We start from the raw sequence: 23,693 nt of genomic DNA, 5'->3' as shown, positions 1-23,693 counted from the left end.
TGCCCCCGTTGCCTGGCGTGGGTCTGACTGCAGCTTCATTGAAGAAGCTCAACGTAAGTTGATCATAGGGCATTTCTGTATCAGCAGCTACCAATCGCTGAATGTGCTCTTGTCTGGCCTTGCCAGCATGGGGGCATGGTCACGTACTTAGACTTGCATAGGTAGCTAGAGTCATTGCAGCGCAGCAGGTCTAAGCGTTTCCAATGGTTGCTCAAAAGAGCAAAACCAAAGCCAGCACCAAGGCTGATGTGGCTGGTCACAAAGTGGCCATCTCATATTCGCGTGTCAGTACCGGCAAGCAATCCGGTGAAGATCGCAGTGGTGAGGAGCGCCAGCAACGTGCCATTGAGTCATGGCTGTCTGAGCATCCGGACTACTCGCTGGATCGAGAAATCAGAGTCACGGTTAGCGGCGCCAAAGCCGGCCGGTTCGAATGGTTCATCTCAGAGCTTGAGAAAGGCGTTCTGCCGCGTGGAACGTGTCTGGTGGTGGAGAAGGTATCTAGGTTCAGTCGAGAGCCCATAGAAGCCGTTCTGAAGACTCTTCTGCGTCTATGGGATGCAGGTGGTGCTATCGCGTTCTGTGAACTAGGCGGCAAGGTGCTGTCTTGTTTTGAGCAAGACAGCGGTGACGCCTACGTAGTTCTTGGTGCGATCCAACGTGCTAGAGGCGAATGGTTGGAACGCCAGGACCGTTCGCTTGCTGCTCGACGCAAGGAACGTGACTTACATAAGCAGGGCACTCACAAGCCAAAAGCTCGAACTAAGAGGGGTCGAGCTGACTATCCGTTTTGGCTAGATGTGAAAGATGGCGAGTACGTCCTGAACGACTGGGCTACTCATGTCAAAACCATTTTTAGTCTTGCGCCAAAGCTGGGCATCACACGTATTGCAAACCATCTCGACAGCCAAGGAATCAAGGCCGTTAGCGATGGCCGCAGGAGGTGGACACCAAATTCTGTTTCGGGTGTTCTGCGTAATGAAGCAGCACTCGGCTACAAGGTCTTCTGGAAAGACAACAAACCATCTGATGAGAAGGTTGTTTGCTATCCACCAGTCGTCACACAAGAGGAATGGGATGCAGCTCAGATGGGGCTGTCATCACGTAGTCAGTCCCGTCCCAGCAACAACAGTCCAACGCAGCAGAACCTTTTCGCTGGGTCGATTTATTGTCGTCATTGCGGCTCACCAATGGTGGTGAAGAACGCCGGTAATGGTCAAAAATTTCTACGTTGCCGAAATGACTTCAGCATCTGCACCCAGCGTGGCCACAAGTACCTAGAAGCTTTCTTACTGAATCACCTTGCTCAATATCGCTGGGAAGAATTTTTCAATGCAGGGGTCCAAGAAGCTGCTTTGACATCCGCAAGGTCATCACTGCTCGAAGCAGAAAAAACGCTCAGGTCTATCCAGGAGGACGTAGCCAAAGTCAATAGCAACATTACGAAGCTCACTACCAGCGATAGTCCAGAGCTATTGCGTGTACTGCCTCAGTTCAGTCGTCAGTTGGACAAACTGCTTGCTGATCAGAACGTGGCTCAAGCTGCAGTCGATGACGTAAGAGCTGAAGTTAATAAGTTGACGCACCAGCAAACAGGACGTGAAGCGGAAAGAGCTCTAAAGCGTCAGATCGATGGGTTTATCAGCGGTGAGGACAACAGCCTTGAACAAAGGGTTTCGTTCAACACTTGGCTAAGAGAACAAAAGCTTGTGCTCTGTCTTGAGGATGGGCATGCGATTGCTGAATTGGATGATGAGGTATTTCCAGCCGATGAAATGAAGGCTTTTGTCAACATCGGTGAACCAGTCTTCGATCAAGGAAGGCTGGTTATGGTCAACTGCTTGCTGGAGACGATGAAAAATCATTCATCGTTTGACAAGATGTCAGATGCTCTTAAAGCAAAGGTCCATAGCATCTACCAGTTTCAAGACAATACTATTGATCCAGAAAGACTTCAAAAGGGGTGGGAAGAGAAAATTGATAAGGGTTGGCCCATAGTTGATTTGATTGGAATCAGGACGCCAGAAGAGCATGACTATTGGCAAAAAGTAGTAGCGGCAGGCGGCGATGACCCTTCGTCAACATTTGAGGGGCATATCGGTCTGCTCAACCAACCAGAGACATATGGCACTGACTTGGTTGGTCCCTGGACATCACGTGAACAACGCAAGCGCGGTCGCCCCGCTCGTCGTAGGAGAATGAACTGATGGATTACGCGTTTTCCCTAGTAAAGCTCGAAACAATGAGCGTTGAGGAATTCCTCAAGATGGATGGTGATGATGGGTGGTTAATCGGCAAGAACCTAATTGTCTGCTCCGAGTGCAGGGCGAACGTATTTCTAAAAAGAGGAGAAATAAGAACCCCACATTTTGCACACGCGAAATTTCGAGAAAACAACGATGGGTGCTCAAAAAGAGTGAGGGACTACAATCCAGATAGAGTTCGAAAGCTGAGGGCAAAACAGTCAAAATATAGAGTTGGCTATTTTCAACAGAGATTCGAGGATTATTTATTCATTTCACTGCTTGATACGATTAAAAAAAGCAATTTATTCTATGTGAATTGGGATGCTGATTCAAAGGACCCTTCTACTCCGATTATCGGATTGCAGAAAGTCGACGATTCCATGTATCCCGAAAAGATCAAGCATCTCAGGGATATTGGTAGCGCGATCACCTCATTTCTCCTTAAAAAGAATAAGAAAAATAAAGGCGCTAGAGATCTTGGGGAAGCTGCTCAGTATTGGCTTGATTTAAATAAAAGTACTTTCAGTAAATTTGGACCTGAGAAATACAAAAAAGATATCAGTAAAAACATTAAGTATGAAGGGACTAATTTTAGTGACAACGGACTCAAAACAGATTATGTTGAAGAAATATCCTCCCTCAAATTTACTTTTAGAGACGGCGACGAAATATTTGCAGCTGAAGCTATGACCCATCTACTACAAAAAGGAGCCGAACCTCTTGTCGGCGCAGCGATGGCTGCCGCAATGGAATTAAATCTAAGCACTAAGTTGTCACAGGTTTGGAGAGATCAGGGACTTGGTGTGTTCGAAGAAAAAAAATATGGAATGGGTTTGGATTTCTTTGTTGATTACCTGAATGACGTCAAACAATCTCCAGCAGAGCATTTTACGACGGTGAAAACTGCTCAGGTCGTGGCTAGATTTCTCCGAGATACGATTCAATAAAAAATACTCAAATCAATTACTAGGCTTGGAAAAAAAATTATTGATTAATGGAATGGCTAATTACATTGATTGGACTGGTGAGGGTCCAAAAAAGGGTCCCTACTATCTATACTATCTCGAAACATATGCCTCCATAGTAAAGTTATTTAAGTTCATAAATTTTGCGGCAACTGCACAGTCCTACTATGGGGATTCGGCAAATTCACCAGAGGAGGCTAGGAGAAAAGCAATAGACTCTAAAAGGGGATTTGTGTACATAGCCTGGGCTCCATACCTAAAAAGTATCTGGGAAGAGACTCTCGAGAGAAAAGGCTTTAATGACTGCGTCAAAATTGGTTATTCTGACGACCCTGACAGAAGAATTGATGAAATAGCTGGCAATATTGGTCCACCGGACTCTATTGAAATTATCGATGTCTGGCCAATGTTAGATATGAAGGGAGCAGAAGACCTTGTACACCATAAACTCAAAAGGTATCGCCTTTCGCCTAAACGTGAACTATTTGGACTTGATCCTGATTCGGCCAAGCAGAAAGTAGGCGAAATTCTTGAAAAAGCCTATGGCCCGGGAGTTAGTGAAAGAGGAAAAACTACCGATTTCTCCTAAAATACAAAGATCGCGATATTTAGCCTCATCAAGTGAAATAGGGCGACGTTCAGACATCAATCACGTTGGGCGTTCCACCCTCGATTTGTTCCAGGGTTGATCTGATGGCATGGATCTGATCCTGGTGTTACTTGTCGACCACGCCCAACCTTTACACGAAAAATCAGGCAGCGGCTTGGTTTTCGTAATTTGCAAGTTCCTTCTGCAGTATTTCTATTTTACGTAAAATAGGCCCACAATGCTCACAAGCATGAGGATCTGGAGGTAGAAATTCCTCTCGATAGAGCATCGATCGATAGATCTCGATCTGTTCTTCAAGATGCCGGTTCAAAATACATAGGACCAAGTTTTGAGATTTTGACGAGTTCTCCGGTGATTAGTGCGTCAGACCCGATCAATGTGCGGAACTCAACAACACAAACTGTGTGCTTTGTCACACATCGATCACGTTGGGCGTTCCACCCTCCAACTGCTCGAGTGTTTCTTTGATGGTACGGATCTGATCTTGGTTCTCTTTGTCGATCACACCCTGTTGCAGCACCTTGAACGCTTCGCTGATGGCACTGATCTGGGCGTAAGCCTTCACCTTGGGATCTAAACCCAGTTCAACGAGCCGCATCGCCAATCGTGGTGCAGCATCCGCCAGCAGAGTATGAGCTTGTTCCAGATTGGATTTGATGGCCTCCTGAAGGAATCCATCTGCATCTGGATGCTTTCTCCATTCACGGAGGTTGGTGGCTGACGTTCCAACAGCAGCAGCACAATCAACCCAACTAGCCCCCGATGCTCGAAGGACTAACGCCTTTTTGACTACGGGGGGCAGTTCCTGGTCTTCACGACGTCTCTTGCCCATCGCAAACGTCATTCACCTGTGATGCCCCAGGCGGACCTGGCTGCTGCAATCGCTTGTGGTGATGGTGGTTTGCTCAGCATCCGCGCCCACCGATCGTGACTCGTTTCAGAGGCACGAGCCTGCACAGCCAGATCGTTCTGACGATTCCGCTTCTGGAGCGCAAGGAGGTCATCAGCAGCCCGCTGATCCTGCTGACGTTGGTCCAGTTGCTGCACCTGCTGAGCTTCCCACTCCAGACCGGCAGCACGGAGATGAGGGATGTCCTGCGGTAGGAGTTGTCCGCTATTCCTACGGGCAACAGTATCGGCAGGCATAGAACCTGACCCCAGCCCCCCATTGGAGAAGAGGTTCTGAAAAAGTGCAGGATTGTCAGACTGCAAAGCAATCTCTGCAGTCAGACCCAAGTCACCCTTTTTCTTTGGCAGTGGTGGACATTGCGTTCCAGGGAATGTCTGGCTCCACCAGGTGGCGAAATCAGCCGTGTGATCGAAAGTAGGCATCAGTAGTAAAGAAGTTTGGGTGGACGCTTAGCAAGCATTTCCAACAGTCTTGGAGACTGCCGGTCTCTAAGGTTCTCCGGTGAGGATTGACCGTTGATGCACTTCCTGTATGCAGATTCTGCCCAGGAATCTTGTTGGCGTTGATTGTAGGGATAAAGCTGGCGTGCACACTTGGTGCACCGCGACATCAACCGCCATTCGTCGATGCTTAGATCCCAATCACTATCCATAAGGATTGTGGTGTTTCATCAATAGTAATACGTTCCAACATCAAATGCACATGGATTTGTTCTACAAAAGAATTGCTTGACACGGTTAGCTACTCATTCTACTATCGTCATTAAGTAAGTCCCCCGCTCTACGATTGTATAAGCAAAAACTGCAACCACACCCCCTGCTATTCGACTTACTGATAACAGTAATCCTGATACCAAGCATCACGAAACAGCAGCATTGCTGAAGACAAAAAGAATCATCTTGATTGCGAATTAGATAAATAATGCTGTGCGTGAATCTGACGTAATGGCTGTTCAAGTAGCCATCTAGTCCTCTACCTTTCATTTGAGGACATGGCAGTCTCTGCCTGGCCTCTGAACCTCGGTAACTGAATAGATCTATGAAGATCAATCGCTTCGGCAAAGCTGAGGTCTTGTCCACTGCCGAGCTTGATCTGTTGCTGTCGGTTCTGCCCGAAAATCATCGTGTCTTAGCCACCTTGCTGAGACGCACCGCTGCTCGGGTGTCCGAAGGTCTACAGCTCAAGTGGCAGTACGTCGGCAAGACCGAAATTATCTTTGCCGCTCCAACGACCAAAGGGAAGAAGAGAACAAGAACCGTTCCAATCCATCCAGATCTTGCCGATCAGCTTTCGAGCTGGCGGCAGGTTGTGGCTCCATTAAACGGCCCAGATAACTGGGTCTTCCCAGGGAGGAATCCTGGCGAGCATCTGACGCGTCGTGGTTTCGATCACGCGTTGAGGAAGGCTGCTGGTGAAATCGGGATGCAGGGAATCTCAACCCATACATTTCGACGGTCATTCTTGACCGCTGCCAGTCAGAACGGGATCCCATTACGCAACATCCAATCAATCAGCGGCCATTCGAGTCTGACGATGCTGTCCAATTATTTGGACGTGTCTGAATCAGCGAAGAATGACTGTGTGATGGCTGGCGCGTGAATGGCGGTTCTGGCCATTTGGCCAAGACCTACATTAAAGGCCCAAAAGAAAACCCCTAGTGGGGTTTCTAGGGGTCTTCTCCCTGAATGGCCGCGACATCATCAGGATGGAGAGAAGGGTCTCCTTGTTCATAATAATCGCGCTTCTTTTCAATCATCACCCTGATTGCCCAATCAGAGGCTGCTTCGGGAATCTCATCACCTTCGTGATAGACCAAAATCTCAATATCAGGCATCCGAGTGGCTAACGCTGCCCGGTTTGCTCTGCGTCTGAGTGCCTCAAGCTCCCTTGAAAGGCCCATCAGAGTTTTTCCTCCGGTGAATCGCAGCGATCAGAACACGAATTTTTTACGTTCCACCGCCAATCCACCGCTTGTCCCCGTCGTTTCCCACCAAGGGATCCAAGTTGGGGCAACGGGTTTGGGTTGCAGAGGTGGACATCCCGTAGGGGTAAAAGATTCTGCGGCCGGCTCACCGTTGTTCTGCTGTTCACGTTCCAGGGGGCAATCCCTGCTGATCCAACAGACACCGCTCCAATCCACCCCCAGTCTTCAAAACCCCTACTACTACTAAGAAGTAGGGGTGGAAAAGAAGGGGGACAAGGAGTGGACCTGGAGTGGACTGCGTGTTGGTACGTCATCTGACTGACCTCACCGCTGTTCCGCCCTCAACCAGAACAACCAGACCCTGACTCTTGGCCAGCTGTGCCATCTGTTTGATGTCTGGAGCGGATGGTCTGGCCTTACCGTTCCAGGCGTTTTTTCTGATAGTGCTGAGCTTGACCCCCTTGCTGGAGGATTTTGGGGTGTGCTTTTTGGTGTAAGCCAGGAACACCCTCAACATCTCCTGGATTGGGTTCTTGCCACGTTCAACCAGATCAACGCCCTGGGTTTTACCGGCGATGACTAATCTCGTCGCCAAGATGATCGTCTCGGTGCTTACGCGGGGGAAGAACTTCCTGACATGATCCTCTACCTGGGTCTCGTCATAGTTGAACCGTTGGCGAAGATTGCGCCAAAAGCCGTGTGGCACCAATTCATCGGGGGGCTGCCAATCATCTGATTGCGGCTCCATTCCGGTGTAGGTCCGCATGAACTGGATAGCCGCTGCAACCCGCAGCACCTGTCCTGGCGCTTTAGCCCACAATGCTTCGATCTCATCGCTACCAGCAGAGATCGACTTCTCCTCCAGGTGGTTGAACACCTCTACGAATTTCTCGGTGGCCGATTCTGATAACCAGAATTTCGGCTTCCGATCCATGTCTGGAACGGGCGGGCACTCACCATGGGAAAACCCCTCTGAGTAAGCCAGCAAGGGATCAATCGGTCCCAATCTGAACGCCGCCTCGTACAGATCACCGAGGTAGAGCGTCAGATCATGATCAGCGTTTAGTTTGTCCAGCAGCGTCCGGGCAAGCCGGGGGACTTGGAAGAACAATGGCCGGGCATTAAACCCGTTGGCATTACCGGCTTCCAGATACTGAAGGAACACCTTCGGTTGGGTTCCGCCCAACACTGATAGTGCTGCTTCTGTGACCTCCCGGCTTAGACGGGCGTCAGCAAAAACCTCATTGGAATAGCTGCCGTCATAGGCCGACAGATAGAACTCCATGTCCGTCTGTCGTGCCGTGCTGCCCATCTCCTTAAACCAGCTCGACAACTCATCCTTGGCGAGCAGGCTTGGAATGATTGGACCGAACTCAGCAAGATCAGCTCTGATGCCCTGGGTAGTTGGCGAGGTGTAAATAACGTTCTTCTTCCGAGTTGGCTCTGGCGGCGATGGTGGAACCTTTCCATCCTTCTCCTCTGGTTTCAGCTTGTCCCACTTGGATTTTTCCTTGTGGTACTCAGCCTTCTGCTTGCGGAAGTCGTCGTTCTCCTTGCCGTTAACTACTTTCACGGCCGGCACGACGCCGAAGTTCAACGGCGTCAGACACAGCAGCTTGATCAAGACTGATTTAGCGACGCCACTGGTGCCGATCAGGAACATCCATAGGATGATCTTCTCCTCCATGGATTTGGCCTGGATGCGGGCCGTCGGCGGGAGCATTGCTCCAACGCAACAGACGATCACCGCCACCAAGACGTCATCCTGAAACTTCAGGCCATCCCTCAGGACCCTGAAGCCAGGAATCCATTTGGCTGGAACGTAATCCTCAAGCCTGATGTCCGGCACCTCGCCGGCATCCATGAGCTTGTCGATGGCTTCAAGAATGTCCTCCTCTGTTTCCTTCTCAGCCTGTGCCGCTTCGGCATAACGCTCCAGGGAATAGGTGTTGCTGACACCATTGAGCGCCGCCGTTCTCATGATTTCGGCTTTGCTGGAACCCTCCTGAATCAGCTCGTCCATCGCGGACTGCTGTTTCTGTTGCTCAGTCTTGGGGAATTCACCCATCTCTTTAATGACCGCAACGGTTTTGAGGAGAGCTTCTGCGTTGCCAGTTATGAGTTCACGTGCTCCACCTGGACCGTGAGCACGTAGCAAGATAAATAACAGTGCATACAGTCGCTTCTTGCCTGGGGCCCTGTCGTCCCAATCAAGAAACTCCACCTGGCCTAGGAGAACTTCCCATTCGGTGTACGCCGATCCATCCTCCTCAAAAGCCTTGAACTTTCCATAGTTTTTGGCCAGCAGTCTGGTTACGTTGTCGCACCACTCATGAACATTCAGGGTGTCCCAACGACGCCAATCACCAGTGTTGAGGAGGTGGGCGATCCAGAGACCATGACAATGATCATGACCACAACAACCCAGGATTAGTTTCTGGCCCGAGTGCATCAGGTCTGATGCGCTTTCAAACCAGGCATATTCCTTGGAGTTAGTGTCACGCAGCCGTGGCCAGAGCCACTGGATGTATTTGTTGGTGGCCTCTTCAGCAGTCTCACAATCACCCCCGTGCTCCTTCAGCACAAAGGGATTTCCCATGCTGCTGGAGCGGGAAATGTTCAGCTTGCGCCGACCCTCCGGAGTCTTCTCACGCTGACAACCGACAATGATCATCGGTTCAGGAGTAGGTGGCCGCCGAACAGTTTTTGTTTCAGACGCCATCAGGGTCATAACCCTCCTGAACGGCTGAGATGGTCAGAAAGCGACGGGCGATCTTGGAAGCATCAGACCCTTCAACCAACGCCAGCGTCTTGATGAACACCACCAGTCGTCGAGGCATACGAATGTGCATTGCATCGGTGTGCCGTGCACCTTCTATGTCGCGTCTGTTGAACTCAGCTTTATCCAATTTTACGCGTTCGTTTTGTAGAACACGCCAACCCTGTCACCCCGTCAGACCCATTGCAACGCAAGCGGTTTGGGGCCTACCTACTGTATTTGCAAGTATTGGTACGAGAGCATGACCCCGCTATGGCCTGTTCTTTGCATCTGTGGGCCTTCCGCGGCCGGCAAAACCACCTTTGCGGCGTCCCTTTCGCAAGCCCTGCAGGCCCGCGGTCGTCAGCCTCTGCAGATCGCCTGCGACGACTACTACCGCCAGGATTGGAGTCCCCATCCGCTGTTCGGCTTCGACACCGCCGATGCCATCGATGATCAGGCCCTGCGCGTTGATCTTTCAGCGGCACGTCAGGGGCAGGCCCAGACCTTGCGCACGTACGACATGCGCACCCGCCGCGTTCAGCGTCGGTCGATCACAACTCCCTACGACGTGATCCTTCTGGAAGGTGCCTACGGACCTCAGCACCTGGTGAGCGATTTCCCTTTCTTTTTGGTGATTTACCTGGAGGAGTCCGTGCCCCGGCGACTGTGGCGTCGTTTGCGGCGGGACGTCCGCGATCGCCATCGTTCCCCCCGCTATGTGATCCGTCAGATGTTTCGAGAGATGCTGCCTGGGGAACGGCATTTCATCGAACCCCTCAAACAGAACGCCAGTGTTGTGATCCGCGATCAGTCCAAGGGGCTTGACCAGGTTCTGGCTCTGTTGGGATCTGTTGCTTCAGACGACGTCTGAGTTGGGACCCAGACGTTGTCTTGATTGGCACGGCACGTTGTGACCGCTGCGGCTAACAAAAGGGCAGTCCGTTTTCTCCGAATGGCCTCCTACAAGATCAGCATCGAAGGTGGTTCCACCTTTGAGTGCGCCGATGACGTGTACATCCTCGACGCCGCTGAAGAAGCCGGTGTGGATCTGCCCTACTCCTGCCGAGCTGGAGCCTGCTCCACCTGTGCCGGCAAGGTCCTGAGTGGTTCTGTTGACCAGACCGACCAGAGCTTCCTGGACGACGATCAGATCGGCCAGGGATTTGCCCTGCTCTGCGTCAGCTATCCCACCAGCGACTGCAGCATTAAGGCCAACGCCGAGGACGACCTCTGACGATCACGCTTTGCGTGTGATCACCGGTTTGCGGCGGTTTGGATACAACTCCCGGCACATCGGGCATATCCGACCGTCGCAACCACGGGCGGTGCAGAACTCCCGCCCGTAGAAAATGATCTGCAGGTGCAGTCGATTCCAGGCCTCCCGCGGGAACAGATCCTTGAGGTCTCGCTCCGTTCGCTGCACGTTGTCGCCGTTGCTCAGTCCCCAGCGCTGGGCCAGGCGATGAATATGGGTGTCCACCGGAAAGGCCGGTACGCCAAAGGCCTGGGACATCACCACACTGGCGGTTTTGTGGCCGACGCCCGGCAGTGCCTCCAGCGCCTCGAAACTCTGGGGGACCTCGCCGTCGTGACGCTCCAGCAGCAACTGCGCGAGCCGTCGGACATTTTTGGCTTTGGTCTTCGCCAGCCCCAGCTGACGGATGTGCTCCAGGATCTCCTGTTCCTCCAATTGTGCCATGGCCGCAGGCTCAGGCCCAGCCGCAAACAGAGCCGGGGTCACCTCGTTCACTTTTTTATCCGTGCACTGGGCGCTGAGCAGCACTGCGATCAGCAGCGTGAATGAATCGCTGTGATCCAGAGGGACCGGCGTCTCTGGATACTGATCGTTCAGCCGTTCCAGCACTACCTGCGCCCGTTCCTTCTTGCGCATCGACGTCACCGGCTCTCCACAGGCAATGATGCCTGCAGTGCACAGGCGTTGACGTCCCTGCAGCTATGGCGTCGTTGAAAGGGGCGGTTCGGCATTGGTTCAGCCTGTTGCTGCTGGCCTTGGTCGCATTGGCCGGCTGCAGCAGTCGCGATCCAGAGCAGCAAACCTTTGATGCCAGACCAACGGTTCTCACCAGCTTCACCGTGCTGGCCGATCTGGCACGCAATGTGGCCGGGGATCGCCTGCAGGTGCGATCCATCGTCAAGCCTGGAGCTGAAATCCACGGCTATCAGCCCACCCCCAGTGACATTGAACGGGCCAGCTCCGCTGATCTGATTGTTGAAAACGGCCTCGGCCTGGAGCTCTGGTTCCGTCGATTCACGGCCGCCGCTGGTGACGTGCCGACCCTCACCCTTGCGGAAGGGATGCAACCTCTGTTGATCACAGAGGATGCCTACGCCGGTAAGCCCAATCCCCACGCCTGGATGTCGCCGCAGCGGACGATGCACTACGTGGATCGGTTGGTGGATGCTTTTTCAGACCTCGATCCAGCTGGCGCTGAACAGTTCGCGGCCAATGCCGCCGTCTACAAGGCTGAGCTTCAGCAGTTGGACCGTGATCTGCGCGACGCCCTTCAAACCATTCCGCCAGAGCGTCGGCTGTTGGTGACCTGTGAAGGGGCCTTCTCCTACCTGGCGCAGGACTATGGCTTCGAGGAGGCCTACCTCTGGCCGGTGAATGCGGAGAGTCAGGTCACGCCGAAACGGATGGCCCGCCTGATCGCGACCGTTCGGGAGCGTGACATTCCCACGATTTATTGCGAAAGCACGGTCTCCGACAAGGCGCAGCGCGAGGTGGCCGCTGCCGCTGGGGCCCGCTTCGGGGGCAGCTTTTACGTTGATTCCCTCTCGGAGGCGGATGGACCGGCCGCCTCCTTGCTGGAGCTCCAGCGTCACAATGTGGACCTGATCGGGACAGGACTTCTGGAGGTGCAGCGCTGATGCGGATCGAGGCAGATCAGCTCTGCGTTGACTACAACGGCACCGTGGCGCTGTATGACGCCAGCCTGCACCTGCCCGCTGGTTGCATCTGCGGCCTGGTGGGGATGAACGGTGCCGGCAAGTCCACCTTGTTCAAAGCTCTCACCGGCTTTGTCCGTCCATCCCGTGGGCGCATCCGTATCAATGGTGCCCCAGTCGCTGAGGCCCAGCGGCAGCAGTCGGTGGCCTATGTGCCCCAGAGCGAGGGGATCGACAGTCAGTTCCCTGTCTCCGTCTGGGATGTGGTGATGATGGGGCGCTACGGCGCCATGAATCTGCTGCGCATTCCCCGCAGTTCCGATCGGGTGGCTGTGCGCGATGCCCTGAAGCGGGTGGATCTGTTTGACCTTCGCTCAAGGCCGATCGGAGCCCTCTCCGGTGGACAGCGCAAACGCACTTTTCTGGCTCGGGCGATCGCGCAGCGTGCCGATGTGCTCCTGCTGGATGAACCCTTCAACGGCGTTGACGTGCGCACTGAAAAGTTGATGGCGGAGCTGTTCATTCAGTTCCGTGAGGACGGCCGCACGATCCTGATCTCTACCCATGACCTGAGTCATGTGCGCGAGTTCTGCGATCTCGTGGTGTTGATCAACAAAACCGTTCTGGCCTACGGCGAAACCTCCGAGGTGTTCACCCCAGAGAATCTCGCCATGACGTTCGGCGGGTTGCCGCCGGATCTGTTGACCGGCAACAGCTCCAGCGACGATTCCCATTAATCGATCGACTCGGCGCCGCGCGCCATCACGCGGTTGAGCACCTGCTCCTTGATCCGGGCGCGATCCCGCTCCACATAGATCTCAGCCCAGTGTTCGGGCTTCGACTTGGCCTTCACCAGTTCCAGCTGCTCTTCGATTTCGGCGAACACGCTGTCCACGAAGGCCGCCGGATCGTCGCCGAAGCTGTCATGCCGGGCCAGCACCTTGTCCAGACGGTTGATCAGACGGGTGGCACGCGACATGGGAACGATCAAATTGACATTTGATCCTCGCGAAAGTGTGGCCAAATGAACCGTTTCATTCGCTCCTGCTGACAGGCAGACCAGAAACCTGATCACGAAAGCCCTGCCCTGGCCAATGGATTCAGGCTGGAGAGATCAGTGAGCTGAGCTCGTCTTCCAATGCCTGGGTGAGGTGCTGGACGGCACGACGTCTGTTGTGCCGGTAATCCTGGAGACGGGTGTGCACTGGCAGGGGATCACCGAGGCTCAGCTCCACCCGTTGCGGTCCCAGAGAAGGCCGTGCTGGCCAGGGTTTGGATTCGATCCAACCGATTGCCTCCTCCACCAGCAGCAGCATCTCCGCCAAACGGTCGAAGTCCGGTGCATCACTGACGTAATGACCACTGACGCTGGTGAAGTGCTCCACCAGCCGCATGCGGCTGAGCTGCAGATCGGCTTCCTGGGCTTCCCAGTCCGCCAGGCCCCGTTCGAGGGGCGGCAGCTGGTCCAGTCCTTCCCGGTAAATGCGATCCCACGCCGCCTGTTCGATGCGTCGGCAGCGCTCCTGCAGGGTGCCGCCGGCCTTCAGCTGAAAGTGCGCCTCCGCTGTGGCCAGACCATGCAGCCGGTACGCCTCGATTCGTTCCGTCAGGCTTTGACCCTCCGGGGGATTAAGGCGCTCCAGTTGCTCAAGGGCCGTCATCAGGTGGGCACCGATGCGCAGCAATCGGTCTCGGCGCGGGCTGATCGGATCCTCAGCTGGCTCCTCCAAAGGCTCAATGCCGAGATGGGTCTCCAGATCATTGAGTCGTTGATCGAGAGCGTCCCAGCGCTGCTGGCGCCAGCTGTAGCGGATGCCAAGCGGCAGCAACTGCAGCTCCCGACTGTCGTTGGTTTTGGCGAGATCATCGGCGGCCCAGAAGGCCAGCTGCGCCACACCCGGCTCCAACGGCGCCATTTCTCCGGAGAGATTGTTGGTGGCGCCTTCCGGTGCGACCACCAGGGCATGGCGGCCCTGCACCAACGCGGCACGGGCCTGGGCAAGGGCTGGACGGTCGAGTCGGCCGCGGTGAATGGCGATGCCGCCGCAGCGCTGCAACAGCCATCCGATCACTGGGCCGGCCCAGATCGGTATGCCGCGGTCGTAGAGGAAGCGCAGCTCCACCGGCCGTGGCAGGGGCTGGAGCAAGGCGGGCGCCTCAGCGGGAATGCGATTCCAGAACAGATCCGCCAGCACCAACGGATCCCGGGTGCTGGGATGGCGGAACGCGATCAGAAGCGTGCTCTCTCCCGCCTGTTGAGCAGCGAACGCCTCCGCCAGACCCTGGGCGGCGTTGCCGCTGCGCAATTCAAGGCCCTGCAGCCGGAACAGCCGGGGAAGCACCCGTCGAATTAGCCCCTGCACAAGCCGGCTCGGCCGTGTCGGCAACCGGCGCAAGGCCGGCCTGGCGATCAGGGTGGAGGCGCGGGGCATCGGGCCGAAGCCTGGGCCCCCATCCTGATCGCTCTCCGCGAAGGCTCAACCGTCGCTTTCATGGTTGAGGATGAACACCACCCTGTCTTGCCCTGCATGGATTGGCTGTTGGAGCCCCTCAGTCATGCCTTCATGGTGAGAGCGCTGTTGGTCAGTGCTCTGGTGGGGGGCGTCTGCGGATTGCTGTCCTGCTACATGACCCTGAAGGGTTGGGCGCTGATGGGGGATGCTGTGTCCCATGCGGTGTTGCCCGGAGTGGTGGTGGCCTACGCCCTGGGTCTGCCCTTTTCGCTTGGGGCGTTTGTGTTCGGGGTGGGTTCGGTGGCGGCGATCGGCTTTGTGAAGCAGAAGTCCCGGGTCAAGGAAGACACCGTGATCGGTCTGGTGTTCACGGGGTTTTTTGCTCTCGGTCTGGTGCTGGTGTCCAAGACCCGCAGCAACATTGACCTCACCCACATTCTGTTCGGCAACGTCCTCGGCATCACAGCCGGAGACATTCAGCAGACGCTGCTGATTTCAGCGCTTGTGCTGCTGCTGCTGTTGCTGTTCCGGCGGGATCTGATGCTGTTCTGCTTCGACCCCACCCACGCCCGCTCGATCGGGATCAACACGGGTGTTCTGCATTACATGTTGCTTGGCCTGCTCTCCCTGGCGGCGGTGGTTGGCCTGCAGACGGTGGGCATCATTCTGGTGGTGGCGATGCTGGTGACACCTGGCGCCACGGCCTATCTGCTCACCGATCGCTTTGATCGCATGACGGTTCTGGCGGTGATCAGCAGCGTTCTGTCGAGTGTCTTCGGTGTGTTCGTCAGCTACTGGACCGACAGCTCCACCGCCGGTTGCATCGTCTTGGTTCAAACAGCGCAGTTTCTGCTGGCCTTCCTGTTTGCACCGCGCCATGGCGTGTTGAGGCGGTCCCAGGGGCAGTTGACTGGTGACCTCTGACAAAAGGCTGATGCAGCGAGTGGCGGTGTCCGGTGCCTCCGGCAAAACCGGATGGCGGGTGGTGGAGGAAGCCCTGCAGCGGGGCATGTCCGTCCGGGCCATCATGCGGCCGGAGTCCACGTTGCCTCCGGCACTGGCAGCGGCTGAGCGTGATCAACGTCTCGACGTGCAACGACTCGATCTCAACTCTGGTGAGGCGCTGCTGCATGCCCTGAAGGGATGCACGGCACTGGTGATTGCCACGGGAGCCAGGCCCTCGATCAATCTCGCTGGTCCACTGCAAGTGGACGCTGCTGGCGTGCAGTCTCAGGTGCAGGCCTGCCGGGCCGTCGGCCTCCAACGGGTGGTGCTGGTGAGTTCCCTCTGCGCGGGTCGCTGGCTGCACCCGCTGAATTTGTTCGGTTTGATCCTGGTGTGGAAACGACTGGGTGAGCGCTGGCTGGAGCGAAGTGGCCTGGATTGGACCGTTATCCGTCCTGGTGGCCTCAGTGAGGACGATGGTCGCGCTGAGGCGGAAGGGGTTGTGTTCACGGGAGCGGATCAGCAGCAGAACAGCAGCATTCCCCGGCGGCTGGTGGCCCGGGTCTGCCTCGATGCTCTGGAGAGTCCGGCCGCCAGTGGGCGCATCATTGAAATCACCAGTTCGCCCGATCAGCCGTTGCGCAGCCTGCAGCAGTGGCTCGAGGCCTCTCCTGTTCAGGCCGGCAGCACCTGACGGAAGCCATTGGCGTGCACCACCCGCAGCGGTGTGTCGAACAGCGTGCTCAGGGGTGTGTCCTGAAGCATCTCGTCGGGCGCGCCGTCTCCCACGATCTGGCCCCCAGATAGAAACAGCACCCGCTGCATCTCAGGAATAATCGTGTCGATGCGATGGGTCACCTGCACCACAGTGGTGCCCTGGCGGCAGAGCTGCCGCAGGGTGCTGAGCAGCTGGTGGCAGGCCTTCAGATCCAGGGCGCGACTCGGCTCATCGAGCACCAGAACCTCCGGATCGTGCACCAGAGCCCGTGCGATCAACAGCCGTCGTTTCTGACCATCCGACAACATCCCGAACCGTTGTTCGGCGATCGACTGCAGATCCAGTTGTTTGATGAGGCTGTCGCTGAGGTCCCGTTGAGCGGTACTTGGCACCTGGTCTCGTCCGAGGCTCATGGAGCCGAACAGGCCGCTCTGCACCACCTCCCGGGCAGGACAGCCAGCGGGAATGCGTTGTTCCAGCTCACTGGTCACCACCCCCAACCGTCGCCTCAACCCCCAGAGATTCGCCGTTGATGACCCGAACAGTTTCAGGTGGGCCGTCGGCTTGACGATCGGATGCAGGCTGCGATCAATCAGCTTCACCAGGCTGCTCTTACCGGCCCCGTTGGGTCCCAGCACCGTGGTGGATTCCCCCAGTCGCAGCTGCAGTGACAGGGACTGCAGGACCGGTGTCCCCCCCAGCCAGGCTTCGCCGTCGTCAATGTCGAACCAGGCTTCAGGCGTCATCCATCTCCGCCAGCAGACGGCGCATGACAATGGATAAGCCTGGGGCGATCGGACGTTGCTCCTGGCAGTGATCACTCCAGATCGTCTCGCTGCAGAGCTCCTCCAGGCTGGCGAGTTTGAGGTCCTGCCCTTCCCTGAGCTTCAGCTGTTCCAGGGGCACCGTCAGCGGACCGCGGAACACATGGGCGATGCGGGTGCCACTGGCATCGCTGAACCAGAGCTGCAGTGGAGCTGAGGGGACCCAGCTGATTTCCTCCTCCAGTTCGCGCTGAACAGCGTCAGCCGGAGACTCTCCTGGCTCGACATGGCCACCGAACAGACCCCAGTGGCCCGGATAAATGATTGAGTCGATGTCATCGCGCAGCTGCAACAGCCAGCGTCCATCCCGATGGAGCATGGCCAGGGCGACGCTGATCGTCATCGCTGGATGGCAGGGGCCTTCACCCATAGCGCCAGGCCACCGCCCCGTCCGCGGGCACAGAGCCAGTTGGCGTCATCGCCGACGGCGATAAGGGCAAAGAAGGGCATCCGTTGGGGTTTGGGCTCAGCCAGGGTGCGCTCGAGCAAACGGTAGGAACCGAGCATCACGCGAACGGTCGAGAAGCTGAACTGCAACAGGGGCCGGCGACCCAGCAGACAGGCGCTCCCCTCGAAGCGAAGCAGCAGGGGACCCAGGTTCACCTGGTTGGCGATCCGCAGGTTTGTTTCGTTCGGCTCCAGCTCCAAGCAGGCCTTCAGAGTGCGCAGCAGCAGCGTCGACGCTATCGGTGCTTCCTGGGCTCGACGCGACCAAGTGGTGTTCAGCCACCAGCGCCCAGCCAGGGTTTGCGGTGTCAGCCCCGTACCCCGCAGCCGGGCTTGGCGTTCCAGCTCCAGGACAACTGCGGCGTCCTGTGGGAGATCAGAGGTCATGGGAAGCTTTCTTGACGCCATCCTTTCGGGTCCAGCCGATGCAGCGCGATCAGCCTCGGAAACCTGCGTTGATGGGTCTTCTGCTGCGGGGTCTGAGGATCGGCGCCAGCACAGTGGCGATCGTTGAACTCTTGCGCAACGATTGGGTGGGGGGAGGACTGGCCAGCCTGGCTTGGTTGGTGTTTGTTCAGGTGGAACGCCGTCGGGCTGCATCTCAACAGCCTGAGCCCTGAGGCATCAGGCTTTGGTCTGAAGGATGGAGTCGATGCAATTGGGGTGCTGTTTGATGTATGCGTTGAATTCCATGGCCAGCAGCCGGGCTTCATAGGCATCGCTGGCGTAAAAGCACGACTCGAGCTTCTCTCCGTTTGAGTTCTTGTGGCGAACGGTGTAGGGAGTCCGTCTCTCAGTGGTTGTTGACATGATTTCTGAGGTGTGACTTTCTCAACATGACACGTCCAATCTGCCTGATGCCATAACCATTTGTTCATGTTTTCGTTTCAACGCTTCGTAAAGTTCCTGGTATTAATTCATTCGGAGTGAATAATCCAACCTGTGGTTTCTACCCTTTAGAACATGGGCAGATCGCCCCCCGAATAGGTAACCCTGCGGGTGTTCTGAATCAATCTGTTCCAATGTCATTTCCTGCTCCCTGCAGGGGTTTTTTGTTGATTGAATCAATGGCTTCGTCGTTGATTGCGTGCCGTTGTTTCATCGCTTGTCCGTCGCCGTCCTGGGTGTTCTGGCTGTTGCGCCTGGAGCGCTCGCCCAGGCGGACTGGCGCCCGAAGCCTGAGCCTCAGACGTGGCAACAGCTGCGGGTGCAGTATCTGCCCGAGCCGGAGTGGCAGTTCATGGATTCCATCCGCAATGCCCGTGTTGAAGCTGCTGAGTACATCCGAACGCCTCGCGCTGTGGGGGACACCATGGAGCTCGAGGCCGGTCTGCTGCTGAAGACAACCGGTCGAGACGGATGGACGAGCAAGGTTGTTCCGATGCGTGCGCTGTGTTCAGACGGTCGTCTGGAACGACGCTCGTCGGATGGAACTTGGTCTTCATACCCCAGTCGACCGGATACGGCCGTTAAGGTCCGCTGGATGTGTTCGCTGCGATGACACGACCGGCTTTCCAGTACGAGCAACCGGAGCGTTTCGGTGAGTCCCTCACCACAGCACGCCCTTGGAACAAGTCGGCGCTGACCTTCGTCGAGCGCCTCAATGGTCGTGCCGCGATGGTGGGTTTTTCGGCCGCGGTCCTCGGGGAACTGTTCACAGGCCAGGGCATCGTCGGTCAACTGACGGGCGTGGTGCGTTGGTATCTCGAACTGGGTTGAGCCATGCCTGCTGTTCGCGTACTTGAGGAATCCCAGCGCTACAAGCTGGATGGCAGTGATGACGCGCTGTTTTACAGCGAGCCTCGCTTTGTTCATCATCTCGACGCGGGCTTCCGGGCACGCCTGACGCAGCTCTACCGAGAACGGATCCCCCCCTGCGCTGAAGTGTTGGATCTGATGAGCAGCTGGGTCAGTCATCTGCCGGATGACATCACTTACGACACCGTTGTTGGTCACGGGCTTAACGATGAGGAGCTGGCGGCCAATCCGCGCCTGGATCGCCATTGGGTGCAGAACCTCAATCGCGATCAGGTGCTGCCTCTTGAGAACGACAGTGTTGATTGCACCTTGATCGTGGCCGGCTGGCAGTACCTGCAGCAACCGGAAGCCATTGCCGCCGAACTGCTGCGGATCACGCGCCCCCGAGGCCAAGTGATTGTGGCCTTCAGCAACCGCATGTTCTTCACCAAGGCCCCTCAGGTCTGGACCGATGGTGATGACCGTGATCACCTCAGCTATGTGGCTTCGGTCCTCATTGCACAGGGCTGGCCCAAGCCGGAGATCGTGGCGGAACAGACCCGCGGCGAAGGGGTGATGGGACTCCTCGGTGGCATGGGTGATCCGTTCTTCGCTGTGGTGGCCACCAAGCCTCTCGGTTGATTAGATCAGTTCCGGATGATTGGGATCCCCCTTGAAGGGGCCTTCAACCTGGGACGTGATCCAACCGCCGTAGAACTCCCCCTGCTGGGGAATCACCCGTTCGCCGTTAACCCAACAGCCATCCATTTGTCCGGGATAGAGGGCAAACCACCCGGCCAATTCGCGGAACCTTTCACTGGGGTGGTTGTAGGTCCAGACCGCCCGATTGATCCGCTGTTCACCAGCCACCACGTCGTAATAGCTGGCCACACCCTTCCATTCACAGAACGAAGGCCTCCCCGGGGCGGGAACCAGCAGCCCCTGGTTCATGGCCTCAGGCGGCAGGTAATAGGTGGGGGGATGGAAGGTTTCCAGCACCCGCAAACTGCGTTGTGTCTCCACGAGGACTTCGCCTAGAACCTCCACCCGGATCTGGTCCTGGCAGGCGTCCAACCGGGGGGGACGGGGGTAGTCGCGGACTCGCTCCATAGTCTGGCTGCTGGGTTTCAGGGCTGGGAGTCACGCAGATCACCGAAGCCGGGACCCGCGATCAGTCATTGTGACGCCCTTGTGGTGAGTCTTCCGGTGGCGAAAACGACTGGGTTCGGGGGTGGTGAAGCCGATAGCGGCGGTTTCGGCGGAGGCGCTGGTTCATCCGGCAAGAAGAGTGCCAAACGCAAGCCGGGCAAAGCGAACCATCGCCGCGAACAGTGCCCAATGGGGCGAGACCCTGATATCGACGCCATCAAGGCCCGCCAGAGCCTTGGCTTGCCTCTGACCGGACGACTCACGGAGCAGCAAGTGAAACGTGCTCACAAACTGCTCGCGGTGAAGCATCACCCCGACAAGGGTGGCGATCCAGAGCTGATGACGCGCTACAACAACGCTCGTGATGTGCTGCTGGAGCCTGAGATGGAAGCCATCGTCGGTTGATTTCAGCGGGCAGATCGCACCAACACCAACCAGCAGATCAGCAGCAGGCCACTCAGGCTGACCACGGTGTAAATCCAGTCCGCGTATGGGGTCCACATGGATCAGGAGCGATCCCAGACCAGCAACAGCACTGCAAAGACACCTCCAAACACCAGAAACGGTGTGGCGATGGTGACCAGGGACTGGGTGTCCATTCAAAACAGCGCGAGCCTGTGATCCTCATGGCCCTGGTCCATGGCTGTCAAACAGGAGATACGCACTGAAGTTTTGTGATTCTGGTTTGATCAACGAACCCGTCCCCTTGGCTGGTTCGAAACCTTGTGGCTCCAGGGGGCGGTTGCTTTTATGAAACAGTTTCCCTGGGTCTTGTTTGTATCGGGTGATCGTCAAGATTCAGCGCAGTCGTTTCATCTGATCACGACCACGACATCAGCAATGTGGAATCAGAATGTTTCTGGTGCCAGACGTCTTGATTAAATTCACGTATACTTATTCAACTCTTGGGGTTTGAGCCATGGCGAAACTGAACAACCCTGTGTTGGATACCAGTATTGTTGTGTTGGCAACAGCTGTTGTGTTTGGGGAACGTGTTCTGTTCCCCATGTTCAAAATTGTTGCCGCCATGCTTGAGTCGTTTGTGAACTCGTTGGAGGTCCCTCAGGAGAGCATGCCTCAGTTGGAGATCCCGTCAAAAGAATACGAACTGGTTGAGGCTGTTCAACCTGAAAATGCATATGGAAGGATGATCATTCAAGACATTGAAGCTGGTTAACAGCTTGGTCATGACCATTACTTGATCCCCTTGGCGGGTAGTTAATCGCGGCTCCAGCGATCAGGCCCGCAATCTGATCGTTCATATTGCTTTTTTGCCAGTCTGTAATCGTTTGTGTCGCTTCGCAATTGTTTGCTGGCTTCCTCCTGAACAACTTGATTGCCAGATGTTGCGATTGTCATGCGAAGGATTGACATCCGCGACCCTAATTTATTGATTGTTTGCTGTATAAATTCGCATTCCGTTAATCCATAGCTCGGCGTTGCCATGATGCCTGTTGCTAACGCAACAAACCAGCAGCAGCCCTTAACGCCTGTCATTCAATTTGAATTCGTTGAAGACAGCCTCCGCCTCGGCGTAATCCTTGCGCTCTCTTAGCTCATAAATGAGAGATTTCCACCAGTCCCAGGTGTCCATCTGAATCAGCTCATCCAGAATCTGTTCCCGCATGCTCAATCTGCGATTAATCAAACGCTAGGAAGAGGTCATGATACGTCAATTAGCTTTTACAACTTGATAACAAGCGGCTGATTTCAGCGGATCAATTTGGCCTTGAAGAAACCTGAGCCCAAGCCAAAACTTTGCTTTTTGTCCTGGTGGAGGGTGATGGATAGGTCGAAATCAAGCAGTCCGTGGGCTTCGATAGCCTCACGGCTGAGTTGTCCCGTGTTGATGCTTTCGTAATCCGAGAGGATGCTGTCTCGGTTCTGCACCAGAAAATTGATCAGCTGCTCAAGCAGGAATTGTCGCCATTCCTCTTTCTCCTTTTCCTTCAATGGTTGAACCTGCTCTGGAGTCATCCCTGGTTGAAGCGGCTGTCCAGCCATCGTGAAAACACATACACCGTGATGAACATGGGTAGGTAAACAACCCACATGTTGTCCAGATCGAGGGGGCTGTTGTTGACCAACGTCAAGGCGACGTAGCTCAGCACCATGTAGATCGACACACGACGCAGCGCCGGGAATTTCTGAAACATGCGGCCCTCAAAACTGTGGACGTTCTAGCCGGTTTCAGCGGCTTGTCGTCTCCAGAGCCCTTGTCGCGTCTTGGATGGTCTGATGGTCGTTATGGACATGCCTGGTCCTCTCATTTCTTGTGATCGACATATTTGTTGCCCAGTCGCTGCCGCCCCTTTATCAGGAGGGAACTTGAGGCATGGATTTGAACCGATACATTCTTCGTGATGGACAGGTTGTGACGTCATCCCAACCATCGGAAGGGATGGATGTGTATTGCTACCAGGAGAGGAGTGGTGCCACCACCTGCATGTTTCTCTCTGACCGGGCCGAGGTGGCTTTTCTGATGAGTTGTGGTGAGGATCTGAACGTCAGCTTCACGGGGAACCGTTGAAGTCGGCCCTGGTGGAGGTCTCAGATCAACAGGTAGCCATACCAGTCCGGCCGGTCCGATGGATCATCACCCTCGTTCACCGGTGTCAGTCGGAGACTCCACTGGCCGTTGCCTTCGATCGGCAAGAGGTCGTCGAGCTCAGGCTCCTGCATCACGCTGTGCAGATCATCCTTGTGGATCTGTTCGAGTCCCTTGAGCCAGCGACGCTTAGCCGCCGCTTTGGCGCTCGCTGTGGATTGAGCCACCACCAGTCCGAAGTGATGACGTTCCGCCATTGAGCTGGGGTCATAGGCCCCGAGATTGACAAACCAAAGCTTCGCCGTGGCAACGGTCTTCTTTTGCCTCGACGCAGGAGGGCCAGGGATCACCTCAACCCGGTAATTGTCGACGCGTTCGACAGCGCGATAACTGTCGAGATGCAGTCCGCGCCGAAGTCCGATCCATTGCTGAATCAACTGGGGGTAGGTGTCTTCAATCTCCTCTCCCACCACCCATCGCACGTCGTGTTGCTCGGTATGGCACCCCCGACAACGACCTCCCAGCACCACCAGGAACAGCTTCATC

General features: G+C 55.8%; 35 protein-coding genes. 18 read left to right on the top strand and 17 right to left on the bottom strand.

All coding sequences use genetic code 11. The features are described 5' to 3' along the window. Window positions 1-203: 203 nt before the first annotated feature. Genes TX72_RS06810 through TX72_RS06800 form a run of 3 tightly spaced genes read left to right on the top strand, consistent with a single transcriptional unit; the run spans window position 204 to window position 3,800 of the window. Complete coding sequence (locus TX72_RS06810) at window positions 204-2,207, top strand: recombinase family protein (RefSeq protein WP_011128215.1); 2,004 nt, start codon at window positions 204-206, stop codon at window positions 2,205-2,207. Continuing rightward, window positions 2,207-3,193 (top strand): competence protein CoiA family protein, encoded by a 987-nt coding sequence (locus TX72_RS06805; RefSeq protein WP_042503548.1) that lies wholly within the window; start codon window positions 2,207-2,209, stop codon window positions 3,191-3,193. The genes TX72_RS06810 and TX72_RS06805 overlap by 1 nt, the downstream gene beginning before the upstream one ends. Window positions 3,194-3,245: 52 nt before the next feature. After that, window positions 3,246-3,800 (top strand): GIY-YIG nuclease family protein, encoded by a 555-nt coding sequence (locus TX72_RS06800; protein ID WP_148228791.1) that lies wholly within the window; start codon window positions 3,246-3,248, stop codon window positions 3,798-3,800. 433 nt (window positions 3,801-4,233) lie between these two features. On the opposite strand, the gene TX72_RS13605 is transcribed toward TX72_RS06800, so the two are convergent. Further along, window positions 4,234-4,425, bottom strand: a complete 192-nt coding sequence (locus tag TX72_RS13605; RefSeq protein WP_158305735.1) for a hypothetical protein — start codon at window positions 4,423-4,425, stop codon at window positions 4,234-4,236. Window positions 4,426-4,748: 323 nt separating this feature from the next. On the opposite strand from TX72_RS13605, the gene TX72_RS14170 reads away from it, so the two are divergent. Together TX72_RS14170 and TX72_RS06790 are read left to right on the top strand one after the other, a co-directional pair. Continuing rightward, the gene (locus TX72_RS14170; protein ID WP_158305734.1) at window positions 4,749-4,925 is read left to right on the top strand and encodes a hypothetical protein; all 177 of its coding nucleotides are present in this window, start codon (window positions 4,749-4,751) and stop codon (window positions 4,923-4,925) included. 844 nt (window positions 4,926-5,769) lie between these two features. Next, a complete protein-coding gene (locus tag TX72_RS06790) occupies window positions 5,770-6,330 on the top strand; it encodes a tyrosine-type recombinase/integrase (protein WP_011128210.1) in 561 nt (186 codons plus the stop codon). 67 nt (window positions 6,331-6,397) lie between these two features. On the opposite strand, the gene TX72_RS14165 is transcribed toward TX72_RS06790, so the two are convergent. From TX72_RS14165 to TX72_RS14855, 3 genes are all read right to left on the bottom strand, one after another. Then, window positions 6,398-6,565 (bottom strand): hypothetical protein, encoded by a 168-nt coding sequence (locus TX72_RS14165; RefSeq protein ID WP_158305733.1) that lies wholly within the window; start codon window positions 6,563-6,565, stop codon window positions 6,398-6,400. A 400-nt stretch (window positions 6,566-6,965) separates the two neighbouring features. Then, window positions 6,966-9,386, bottom strand: coding sequence for a DUF3987 domain-containing protein (locus TX72_RS06780; RefSeq protein ID WP_011128209.1), 2,421 nt, complete (start codon window positions 9,384-9,386; stop codon window positions 6,966-6,968). Continuing rightward, window positions 9,367-9,495: a hypothetical protein gene (locus tag TX72_RS14855; protein ID WP_263969697.1), complete on the bottom strand. Its 129-nt coding sequence runs from the start codon at window positions 9,493-9,495 to the stop codon at window positions 9,367-9,369. The genes TX72_RS06780 and TX72_RS14855 overlap by 20 nt, the downstream gene beginning before the upstream one ends. A 180-nt stretch (window positions 9,496-9,675) precedes the next feature. On the opposite strand from TX72_RS14855, the gene TX72_RS06775 reads away from it, so the two are divergent. After that, window positions 9,676-10,287: a nucleoside kinase gene (locus TX72_RS06775; RefSeq protein ID WP_011128208.1), complete on the top strand. Its 612-nt coding sequence runs from the start codon at window positions 9,676-9,678 to the stop codon at window positions 10,285-10,287. Window positions 10,288-10,368: 81 nt separating this feature from the next. Next, window positions 10,369-10,650 (top strand): 2Fe-2S iron-sulfur cluster-binding protein, encoded by a 282-nt coding sequence (locus tag TX72_RS06770; RefSeq protein ID WP_011128207.1) that lies wholly within the window; start codon window positions 10,369-10,371, stop codon window positions 10,648-10,650. Between the two features lie 3 nt (window positions 10,651-10,653). On the opposite strand, the gene nth is transcribed toward TX72_RS06770, so the two are convergent. Then, a complete protein-coding gene (gene nth / locus TX72_RS06765) occupies window positions 10,654-11,307 on the bottom strand; it encodes an endonuclease III (RefSeq protein WP_011128206.1) in 654 nt (217 codons plus the stop codon). Between the two features lie 65 nt (window positions 11,308-11,372). On the opposite strand from nth, the gene TX72_RS06760 reads away from it, so the two are divergent. Both TX72_RS06760 and TX72_RS06755 read left to right on the top strand, forming a co-directional pair. Further along, the gene (locus TX72_RS06760; RefSeq protein ID WP_011128205.1) at window positions 11,373-12,308 is read left to right on the top strand and encodes a metal ABC transporter substrate-binding protein; all 936 of its coding nucleotides are present in this window, start codon (window positions 11,373-11,375) and stop codon (window positions 12,306-12,308) included. Further along, on the top strand, window positions 12,308-13,063 hold the full coding sequence (locus tag TX72_RS06755) for a metal ABC transporter ATP-binding protein (protein WP_011128204.1): 756 nt from the start codon (window positions 12,308-12,310) through the stop codon (window positions 13,061-13,063). Before TX72_RS06760 ends, TX72_RS06755 begins: the two co-directional genes overlap by 1 nt. On the opposite strand, the gene TX72_RS06750 is transcribed toward TX72_RS06755, so the two are convergent. Continuing rightward, window positions 13,060-13,305 carry a hypothetical protein gene (locus tag TX72_RS06750; RefSeq protein ID WP_042503541.1) on the bottom strand — a complete coding sequence of 82 codons (246 nt, stop codon included), beginning with the start codon at window positions 13,303-13,305 and terminating at the stop codon, window positions 13,060-13,062. The two genes, TX72_RS06755 and TX72_RS06750, sit on opposite strands and share 4 nt — an antisense overlap. Before the next feature lie 121 nt (window positions 13,306-13,426). After that, complete coding sequence (locus TX72_RS06745; protein ID WP_011128202.1) at window positions 13,427-14,758, bottom strand: lysophospholipid acyltransferase family protein; 1,332 nt, start codon at window positions 14,756-14,758, stop codon at window positions 13,427-13,429. 96 nt (window positions 14,759-14,854) lie between these two features. On the opposite strand from TX72_RS06745, the gene TX72_RS06740 reads away from it, so the two are divergent. Together TX72_RS06740 and TX72_RS06735 are read left to right on the top strand one after the other, a co-directional pair. Beyond that, complete coding sequence (locus TX72_RS06740; protein WP_042504311.1) at window positions 14,855-15,703, top strand: metal ABC transporter permease; 849 nt, start codon at window positions 14,855-14,857, stop codon at window positions 15,701-15,703. Window positions 15,704-15,713: 10 nt separating this feature from the next. Next, the gene (locus TX72_RS06735) at window positions 15,714-16,418 is read left to right on the top strand and encodes an SDR family oxidoreductase (protein WP_011128200.1); all 705 of its coding nucleotides are present in this window, start codon (window positions 15,714-15,716) and stop codon (window positions 16,416-16,418) included. Here the strand turns inward: TX72_RS06735 and TX72_RS06730 are convergent. From TX72_RS06730 to TX72_RS06720, 3 genes are read right to left on the bottom strand one after another with little or no spacing between them, the layout of a single operon-like run. Continuing rightward, window positions 16,400-17,188: an ABC transporter ATP-binding protein gene (locus TX72_RS06730; protein WP_011128199.1), complete on the bottom strand. Its 789-nt coding sequence runs from the start codon at window positions 17,186-17,188 to the stop codon at window positions 16,400-16,402. The genes TX72_RS06735 and TX72_RS06730 overlap by 19 nt on opposite strands. Next, a complete protein-coding gene (locus TX72_RS06725) occupies window positions 17,178-17,609 on the bottom strand; it encodes an NUDIX hydrolase (protein WP_011128198.1) in 432 nt (143 codons plus the stop codon). Before TX72_RS06725 ends, TX72_RS06730 begins: the two co-directional genes overlap by 11 nt. Further along, on the bottom strand, window positions 17,606-18,100 hold the full coding sequence (locus tag TX72_RS06720; RefSeq protein WP_042503539.1) for a hypothetical protein: 495 nt from the start codon (window positions 18,098-18,100) through the stop codon (window positions 17,606-17,608). The genes TX72_RS06725 and TX72_RS06720 overlap by 4 nt, the downstream gene beginning before the upstream one ends. 38 nt (window positions 18,101-18,138) lie before the next feature. Between TX72_RS06720 and TX72_RS06715 the strand changes: the two genes are divergently transcribed. After that, the gene (locus TX72_RS06715; RefSeq protein WP_042503537.1) at window positions 18,139-18,333 is read left to right on the top strand and encodes a hypothetical protein; all 195 of its coding nucleotides are present in this window, start codon (window positions 18,139-18,141) and stop codon (window positions 18,331-18,333) included. A gap of 4 nt (window positions 18,334-18,337) precedes the next feature. Here TX72_RS06715 and TX72_RS06710 read toward each other — a convergent pair whose 3' ends face one another. Then, window positions 18,338-18,523 (bottom strand): DUF8647 family protein, encoded by a 186-nt coding sequence (locus TX72_RS06710; protein WP_042503535.1) that lies wholly within the window; start codon window positions 18,521-18,523, stop codon window positions 18,338-18,340. Window positions 18,524-18,818: 295 nt separating this feature from the next. Here TX72_RS06710 and TX72_RS06705 point away from each other — a divergent pair, with 295 nt between their 5' ends. The 3 genes from TX72_RS06705 to TX72_RS06695 are packed head-to-tail and all read left to right on the top strand — an operon-like array spanning window position 18,819 to window position 20,092. Then, window positions 18,819-19,214: a hypothetical protein gene (locus tag TX72_RS06705; protein ID WP_225867678.1), complete on the top strand. Its 396-nt coding sequence runs from the start codon at window positions 18,819-18,821 to the stop codon at window positions 19,212-19,214. After that, window positions 19,211-19,432 carry a high light inducible protein gene (locus TX72_RS06700; RefSeq protein WP_042503533.1) on the top strand — a complete coding sequence of 74 codons (222 nt, stop codon included), beginning with the start codon at window positions 19,211-19,213 and terminating at the stop codon, window positions 19,430-19,432. Before TX72_RS06705 ends, TX72_RS06700 begins: the two co-directional genes overlap by 4 nt. Before the next feature lie 3 nt (window positions 19,433-19,435). Beyond that, window positions 19,436-20,092: a class I SAM-dependent methyltransferase gene (locus tag TX72_RS06695; protein WP_011128194.1), complete on the top strand. Its 657-nt coding sequence runs from the start codon at window positions 19,436-19,438 to the stop codon at window positions 20,090-20,092. On the opposite strand, the gene TX72_RS06690 is transcribed toward TX72_RS06695, so the two are convergent. Further along, window positions 20,093-20,560, bottom strand: coding sequence for a DUF427 domain-containing protein (locus tag TX72_RS06690; RefSeq protein ID WP_011128193.1), 468 nt, complete (start codon window positions 20,558-20,560; stop codon window positions 20,093-20,095). A gap of 96 nt (window positions 20,561-20,656) precedes the next feature. Between TX72_RS06690 and TX72_RS06685 the strand changes: the two genes are divergently transcribed. Continuing rightward, window positions 20,657-21,004 carry a molecular chaperone DnaJ gene (locus TX72_RS06685; RefSeq protein WP_148228790.1) on the top strand — a complete coding sequence of 116 codons (348 nt, stop codon included), beginning with the start codon at window positions 20,657-20,659 and terminating at the stop codon, window positions 21,002-21,004. A 2-nt stretch (window positions 21,005-21,006) separates the two neighbouring features. Here TX72_RS06685 and TX72_RS06680 read toward each other — a convergent pair whose 3' ends face one another. Further along, window positions 21,007-21,102 (bottom strand): hypothetical protein, encoded by a 96-nt coding sequence (locus TX72_RS06680; RefSeq protein WP_042503531.1) that lies wholly within the window; start codon window positions 21,100-21,102, stop codon window positions 21,007-21,009. A gap of 416 nt (window positions 21,103-21,518) precedes the next feature. On the opposite strand from TX72_RS06680, the gene TX72_RS06675 reads away from it, so the two are divergent. Beyond that, window positions 21,519-21,776: a hypothetical protein gene (locus TX72_RS06675; RefSeq protein ID WP_011128191.1), complete on the top strand. Its 258-nt coding sequence runs from the start codon at window positions 21,519-21,521 to the stop codon at window positions 21,774-21,776. A gap of 41 nt (window positions 21,777-21,817) precedes the next feature. On the opposite strand, the gene TX72_RS13905 is transcribed toward TX72_RS06675, so the two are convergent. The 3 genes from TX72_RS13905 to TX72_RS06665 all read right to left on the bottom strand — a co-directional run bounded on the left by TX72_RS13905 (window position 21,818) and on the right by TX72_RS06665 (window position 22,755). Continuing rightward, window positions 21,818-22,096, bottom strand: coding sequence for a hypothetical protein (locus tag TX72_RS13905; RefSeq protein ID WP_144416604.1), 279 nt, complete (start codon window positions 22,094-22,096; stop codon window positions 21,818-21,820). Window positions 22,097-22,309: 213 nt separating this feature from the next. Then, window positions 22,310-22,576: a hypothetical protein gene (locus tag TX72_RS06670; protein ID WP_011128190.1), complete on the bottom strand. Its 267-nt coding sequence runs from the start codon at window positions 22,574-22,576 to the stop codon at window positions 22,310-22,312. Further along, the gene (locus TX72_RS06665) at window positions 22,573-22,755 is read right to left on the bottom strand and encodes a hypothetical protein (protein WP_011128189.1); all 183 of its coding nucleotides are present in this window, start codon (window positions 22,753-22,755) and stop codon (window positions 22,573-22,575) included. The genes TX72_RS06670 and TX72_RS06665 overlap by 4 nt, the downstream gene beginning before the upstream one ends. A 218-nt stretch (window positions 22,756-22,973) precedes the next feature. Between TX72_RS06665 and TX72_RS06660 the strand changes: the two genes are divergently transcribed. Beyond that, window positions 22,974-23,129, top strand: a complete 156-nt coding sequence (locus tag TX72_RS06660; protein ID WP_158305732.1) for a hypothetical protein — start codon at window positions 22,974-22,976, stop codon at window positions 23,127-23,129. Between the two features lie 20 nt (window positions 23,130-23,149). Here the strand turns inward: TX72_RS06660 and TX72_RS06655 are convergent, their stop codons facing one another. Continuing rightward, entirely contained in the window at window positions 23,150-23,692 is a 543-nt protein-coding gene (locus tag TX72_RS06655; RefSeq protein WP_011128188.1) for a DUF1543 domain-containing protein, read from the bottom strand. Window position 23,693: the final 1 nt, after the last annotated feature.

Source organism: Parasynechococcus marenigrum WH 8102, assembly GCF_000195975.1.
GTDB lineage: Bacteria > Cyanobacteriota > Cyanobacteriia > PCC-6307 > Cyanobiaceae > Parasynechococcus > Parasynechococcus marisnigri.
The sequence above is the reverse complement of the archived record's forward strand: the minus strand, read 5'-3'. Positions and strand labels throughout refer to the sequence as shown.

What these genes read in the sequence shown, in the direction of transcription:
- nth (WP_011128206.1), bottom strand. Translation starts at nt 11,307, where the DNA reads ATGCGCAAGAAGGAACGGGCGCAGGTAGTGCTGGAACGGCTGAACGAT.
- TX72_RS06695 (WP_011128194.1), top strand. Translation starts at nt 19,436, where the DNA reads ATGCCTGCTGTTCGCGTACTTGAGGAATCCCAGCGCTACAAGCTGGAT.
- TX72_RS14165 (WP_158305733.1), bottom strand. Translation starts at nt 6,565, where the DNA reads ATGCCTGATATTGAGATTTTGGTCTATCACGAAGGTGATGAGATTCCC.
- TX72_RS06745 (WP_011128202.1), bottom strand. Translation starts at nt 14,758, where the DNA reads ATGCCCCGCGCCTCCACCCTGATCGCCAGGCCGGCCTTGCGCCGGTTG.
- TX72_RS06775 (WP_011128208.1), top strand. Translation starts at nt 9,676, where the DNA reads ATGACCCCGCTATGGCCTGTTCTTTGCATCTGTGGGCCTTCCGCGGCC.
- TX72_RS14855 (WP_263969697.1), bottom strand. Translation starts at nt 9,495, where the DNA reads ATGCCTCGACGACTGGTGGTGTTCATCAAGACGCTGGCGTTGGTTGAA.
- TX72_RS06770 (WP_011128207.1), top strand. Translation starts at nt 10,369, where the DNA reads ATGGCCTCCTACAAGATCAGCATCGAAGGTGGTTCCACCTTTGAGTGC.
- TX72_RS06700 (WP_042503533.1), top strand. Translation starts at nt 19,211, where the DNA reads ATGACACGACCGGCTTTCCAGTACGAGCAACCGGAGCGTTTCGGTGAG.
- TX72_RS06730 (WP_011128199.1), bottom strand. Translation starts at nt 17,188, where the DNA reads ATGACGCCTGAAGCCTGGTTCGACATTGACGACGGCGAAGCCTGGCTG.
- TX72_RS06680 (WP_042503531.1), bottom strand. Translation starts at nt 21,102, where the DNA reads ATGTGGACCCCATACGCGGACTGGATTTACACCGTGGTCAGCCTGAGT.
- TX72_RS06760 (WP_011128205.1), top strand. Translation starts at nt 11,373, where the DNA reads ATGGCGTCGTTGAAAGGGGCGGTTCGGCATTGGTTCAGCCTGTTGCTG.
- TX72_RS06690 (WP_011128193.1), bottom strand. Translation starts at nt 20,560, where the DNA reads ATGGAGCGAGTCCGCGACTACCCCCGTCCCCCCCGGTTGGACGCCTGC.
- TX72_RS06805 (WP_042503548.1), top strand. Translation starts at nt 2,207, where the DNA reads ATGGATTACGCGTTTTCCCTAGTAAAGCTCGAAACAATGAGCGTTGAG.
- TX72_RS06750 (WP_042503541.1), bottom strand. Translation starts at nt 13,305, where the DNA reads ATGTCGCGTGCCACCCGTCTGATCAACCGTCTGGACAAGGTGCTGGCC.
- TX72_RS06720 (WP_042503539.1), bottom strand. Translation starts at nt 18,100, where the DNA reads ATGACCTCTGATCTCCCACAGGACGCCGCAGTTGTCCTGGAGCTGGAA.
- TX72_RS06810 (WP_011128215.1), top strand. Translation starts at nt 204, where the DNA reads ATGGTTGCTCAAAAGAGCAAAACCAAAGCCAGCACCAAGGCTGATGTG.
- TX72_RS06740 (WP_042504311.1), top strand. Translation starts at nt 14,855, where the DNA reads ATGGATTGGCTGTTGGAGCCCCTCAGTCATGCCTTCATGGTGAGAGCG.
- TX72_RS06675 (WP_011128191.1), top strand. Translation starts at nt 21,519, where the DNA reads ATGGCGAAACTGAACAACCCTGTGTTGGATACCAGTATTGTTGTGTTG.
- TX72_RS06710 (WP_042503535.1), bottom strand. Translation starts at nt 18,523, where the DNA reads ATGTCAACAACCACTGAGAGACGGACTCCCTACACCGTTCGCCACAAG.
- TX72_RS06670 (WP_011128190.1), bottom strand. Translation starts at nt 22,576, where the DNA reads ATGACTCCAGAGCAGGTTCAACCATTGAAGGAAAAGGAGAAAGAGGAA.
- TX72_RS06735 (WP_011128200.1), top strand. Translation starts at nt 15,714, where the DNA reads ATGCAGCGAGTGGCGGTGTCCGGTGCCTCCGGCAAAACCGGATGGCGG.
- TX72_RS06780 (WP_011128209.1), bottom strand. Translation starts at nt 9,386, where the DNA reads ATGACCCTGATGGCGTCTGAAACAAAAACTGTTCGGCGGCCACCTACT.
- TX72_RS13905 (WP_144416604.1), bottom strand. Translation starts at nt 22,096, where the DNA reads ATGACAGGCGTTAAGGGCTGCTGCTGGTTTGTTGCGTTAGCAACAGGC.
- TX72_RS06715 (WP_042503537.1), top strand. Translation starts at nt 18,139, where the DNA reads ATGCAGCGCGATCAGCCTCGGAAACCTGCGTTGATGGGTCTTCTGCTG.
- TX72_RS06665 (WP_011128189.1), bottom strand. Translation starts at nt 22,755, where the DNA reads ATGTTTCAGAAATTCCCGGCGCTGCGTCGTGTGTCGATCTACATGGTG.
- TX72_RS06755 (WP_011128204.1), top strand. Translation starts at nt 12,308, where the DNA reads ATGCGGATCGAGGCAGATCAGCTCTGCGTTGACTACAACGGCACCGTG.
- TX72_RS06725 (WP_011128198.1), bottom strand. Translation starts at nt 17,609, where the DNA reads ATGACGATCAGCGTCGCCCTGGCCATGCTCCATCGGGATGGACGCTGG.
- TX72_RS06800 (WP_148228791.1), top strand. Translation starts at nt 3,246, where the DNA reads ATGGCTAATTACATTGATTGGACTGGTGAGGGTCCAAAAAAGGGTCCC.
- TX72_RS06790 (WP_011128210.1), top strand. Translation starts at nt 5,770, where the DNA reads ATGAAGATCAATCGCTTCGGCAAAGCTGAGGTCTTGTCCACTGCCGAG.
- TX72_RS06655 (WP_011128188.1), bottom strand. Translation starts at nt 23,692, where the DNA reads ATGAAGCTGTTCCTGGTGGTGCTGGGAGGTCGTTGTCGGGGGTGCCAT.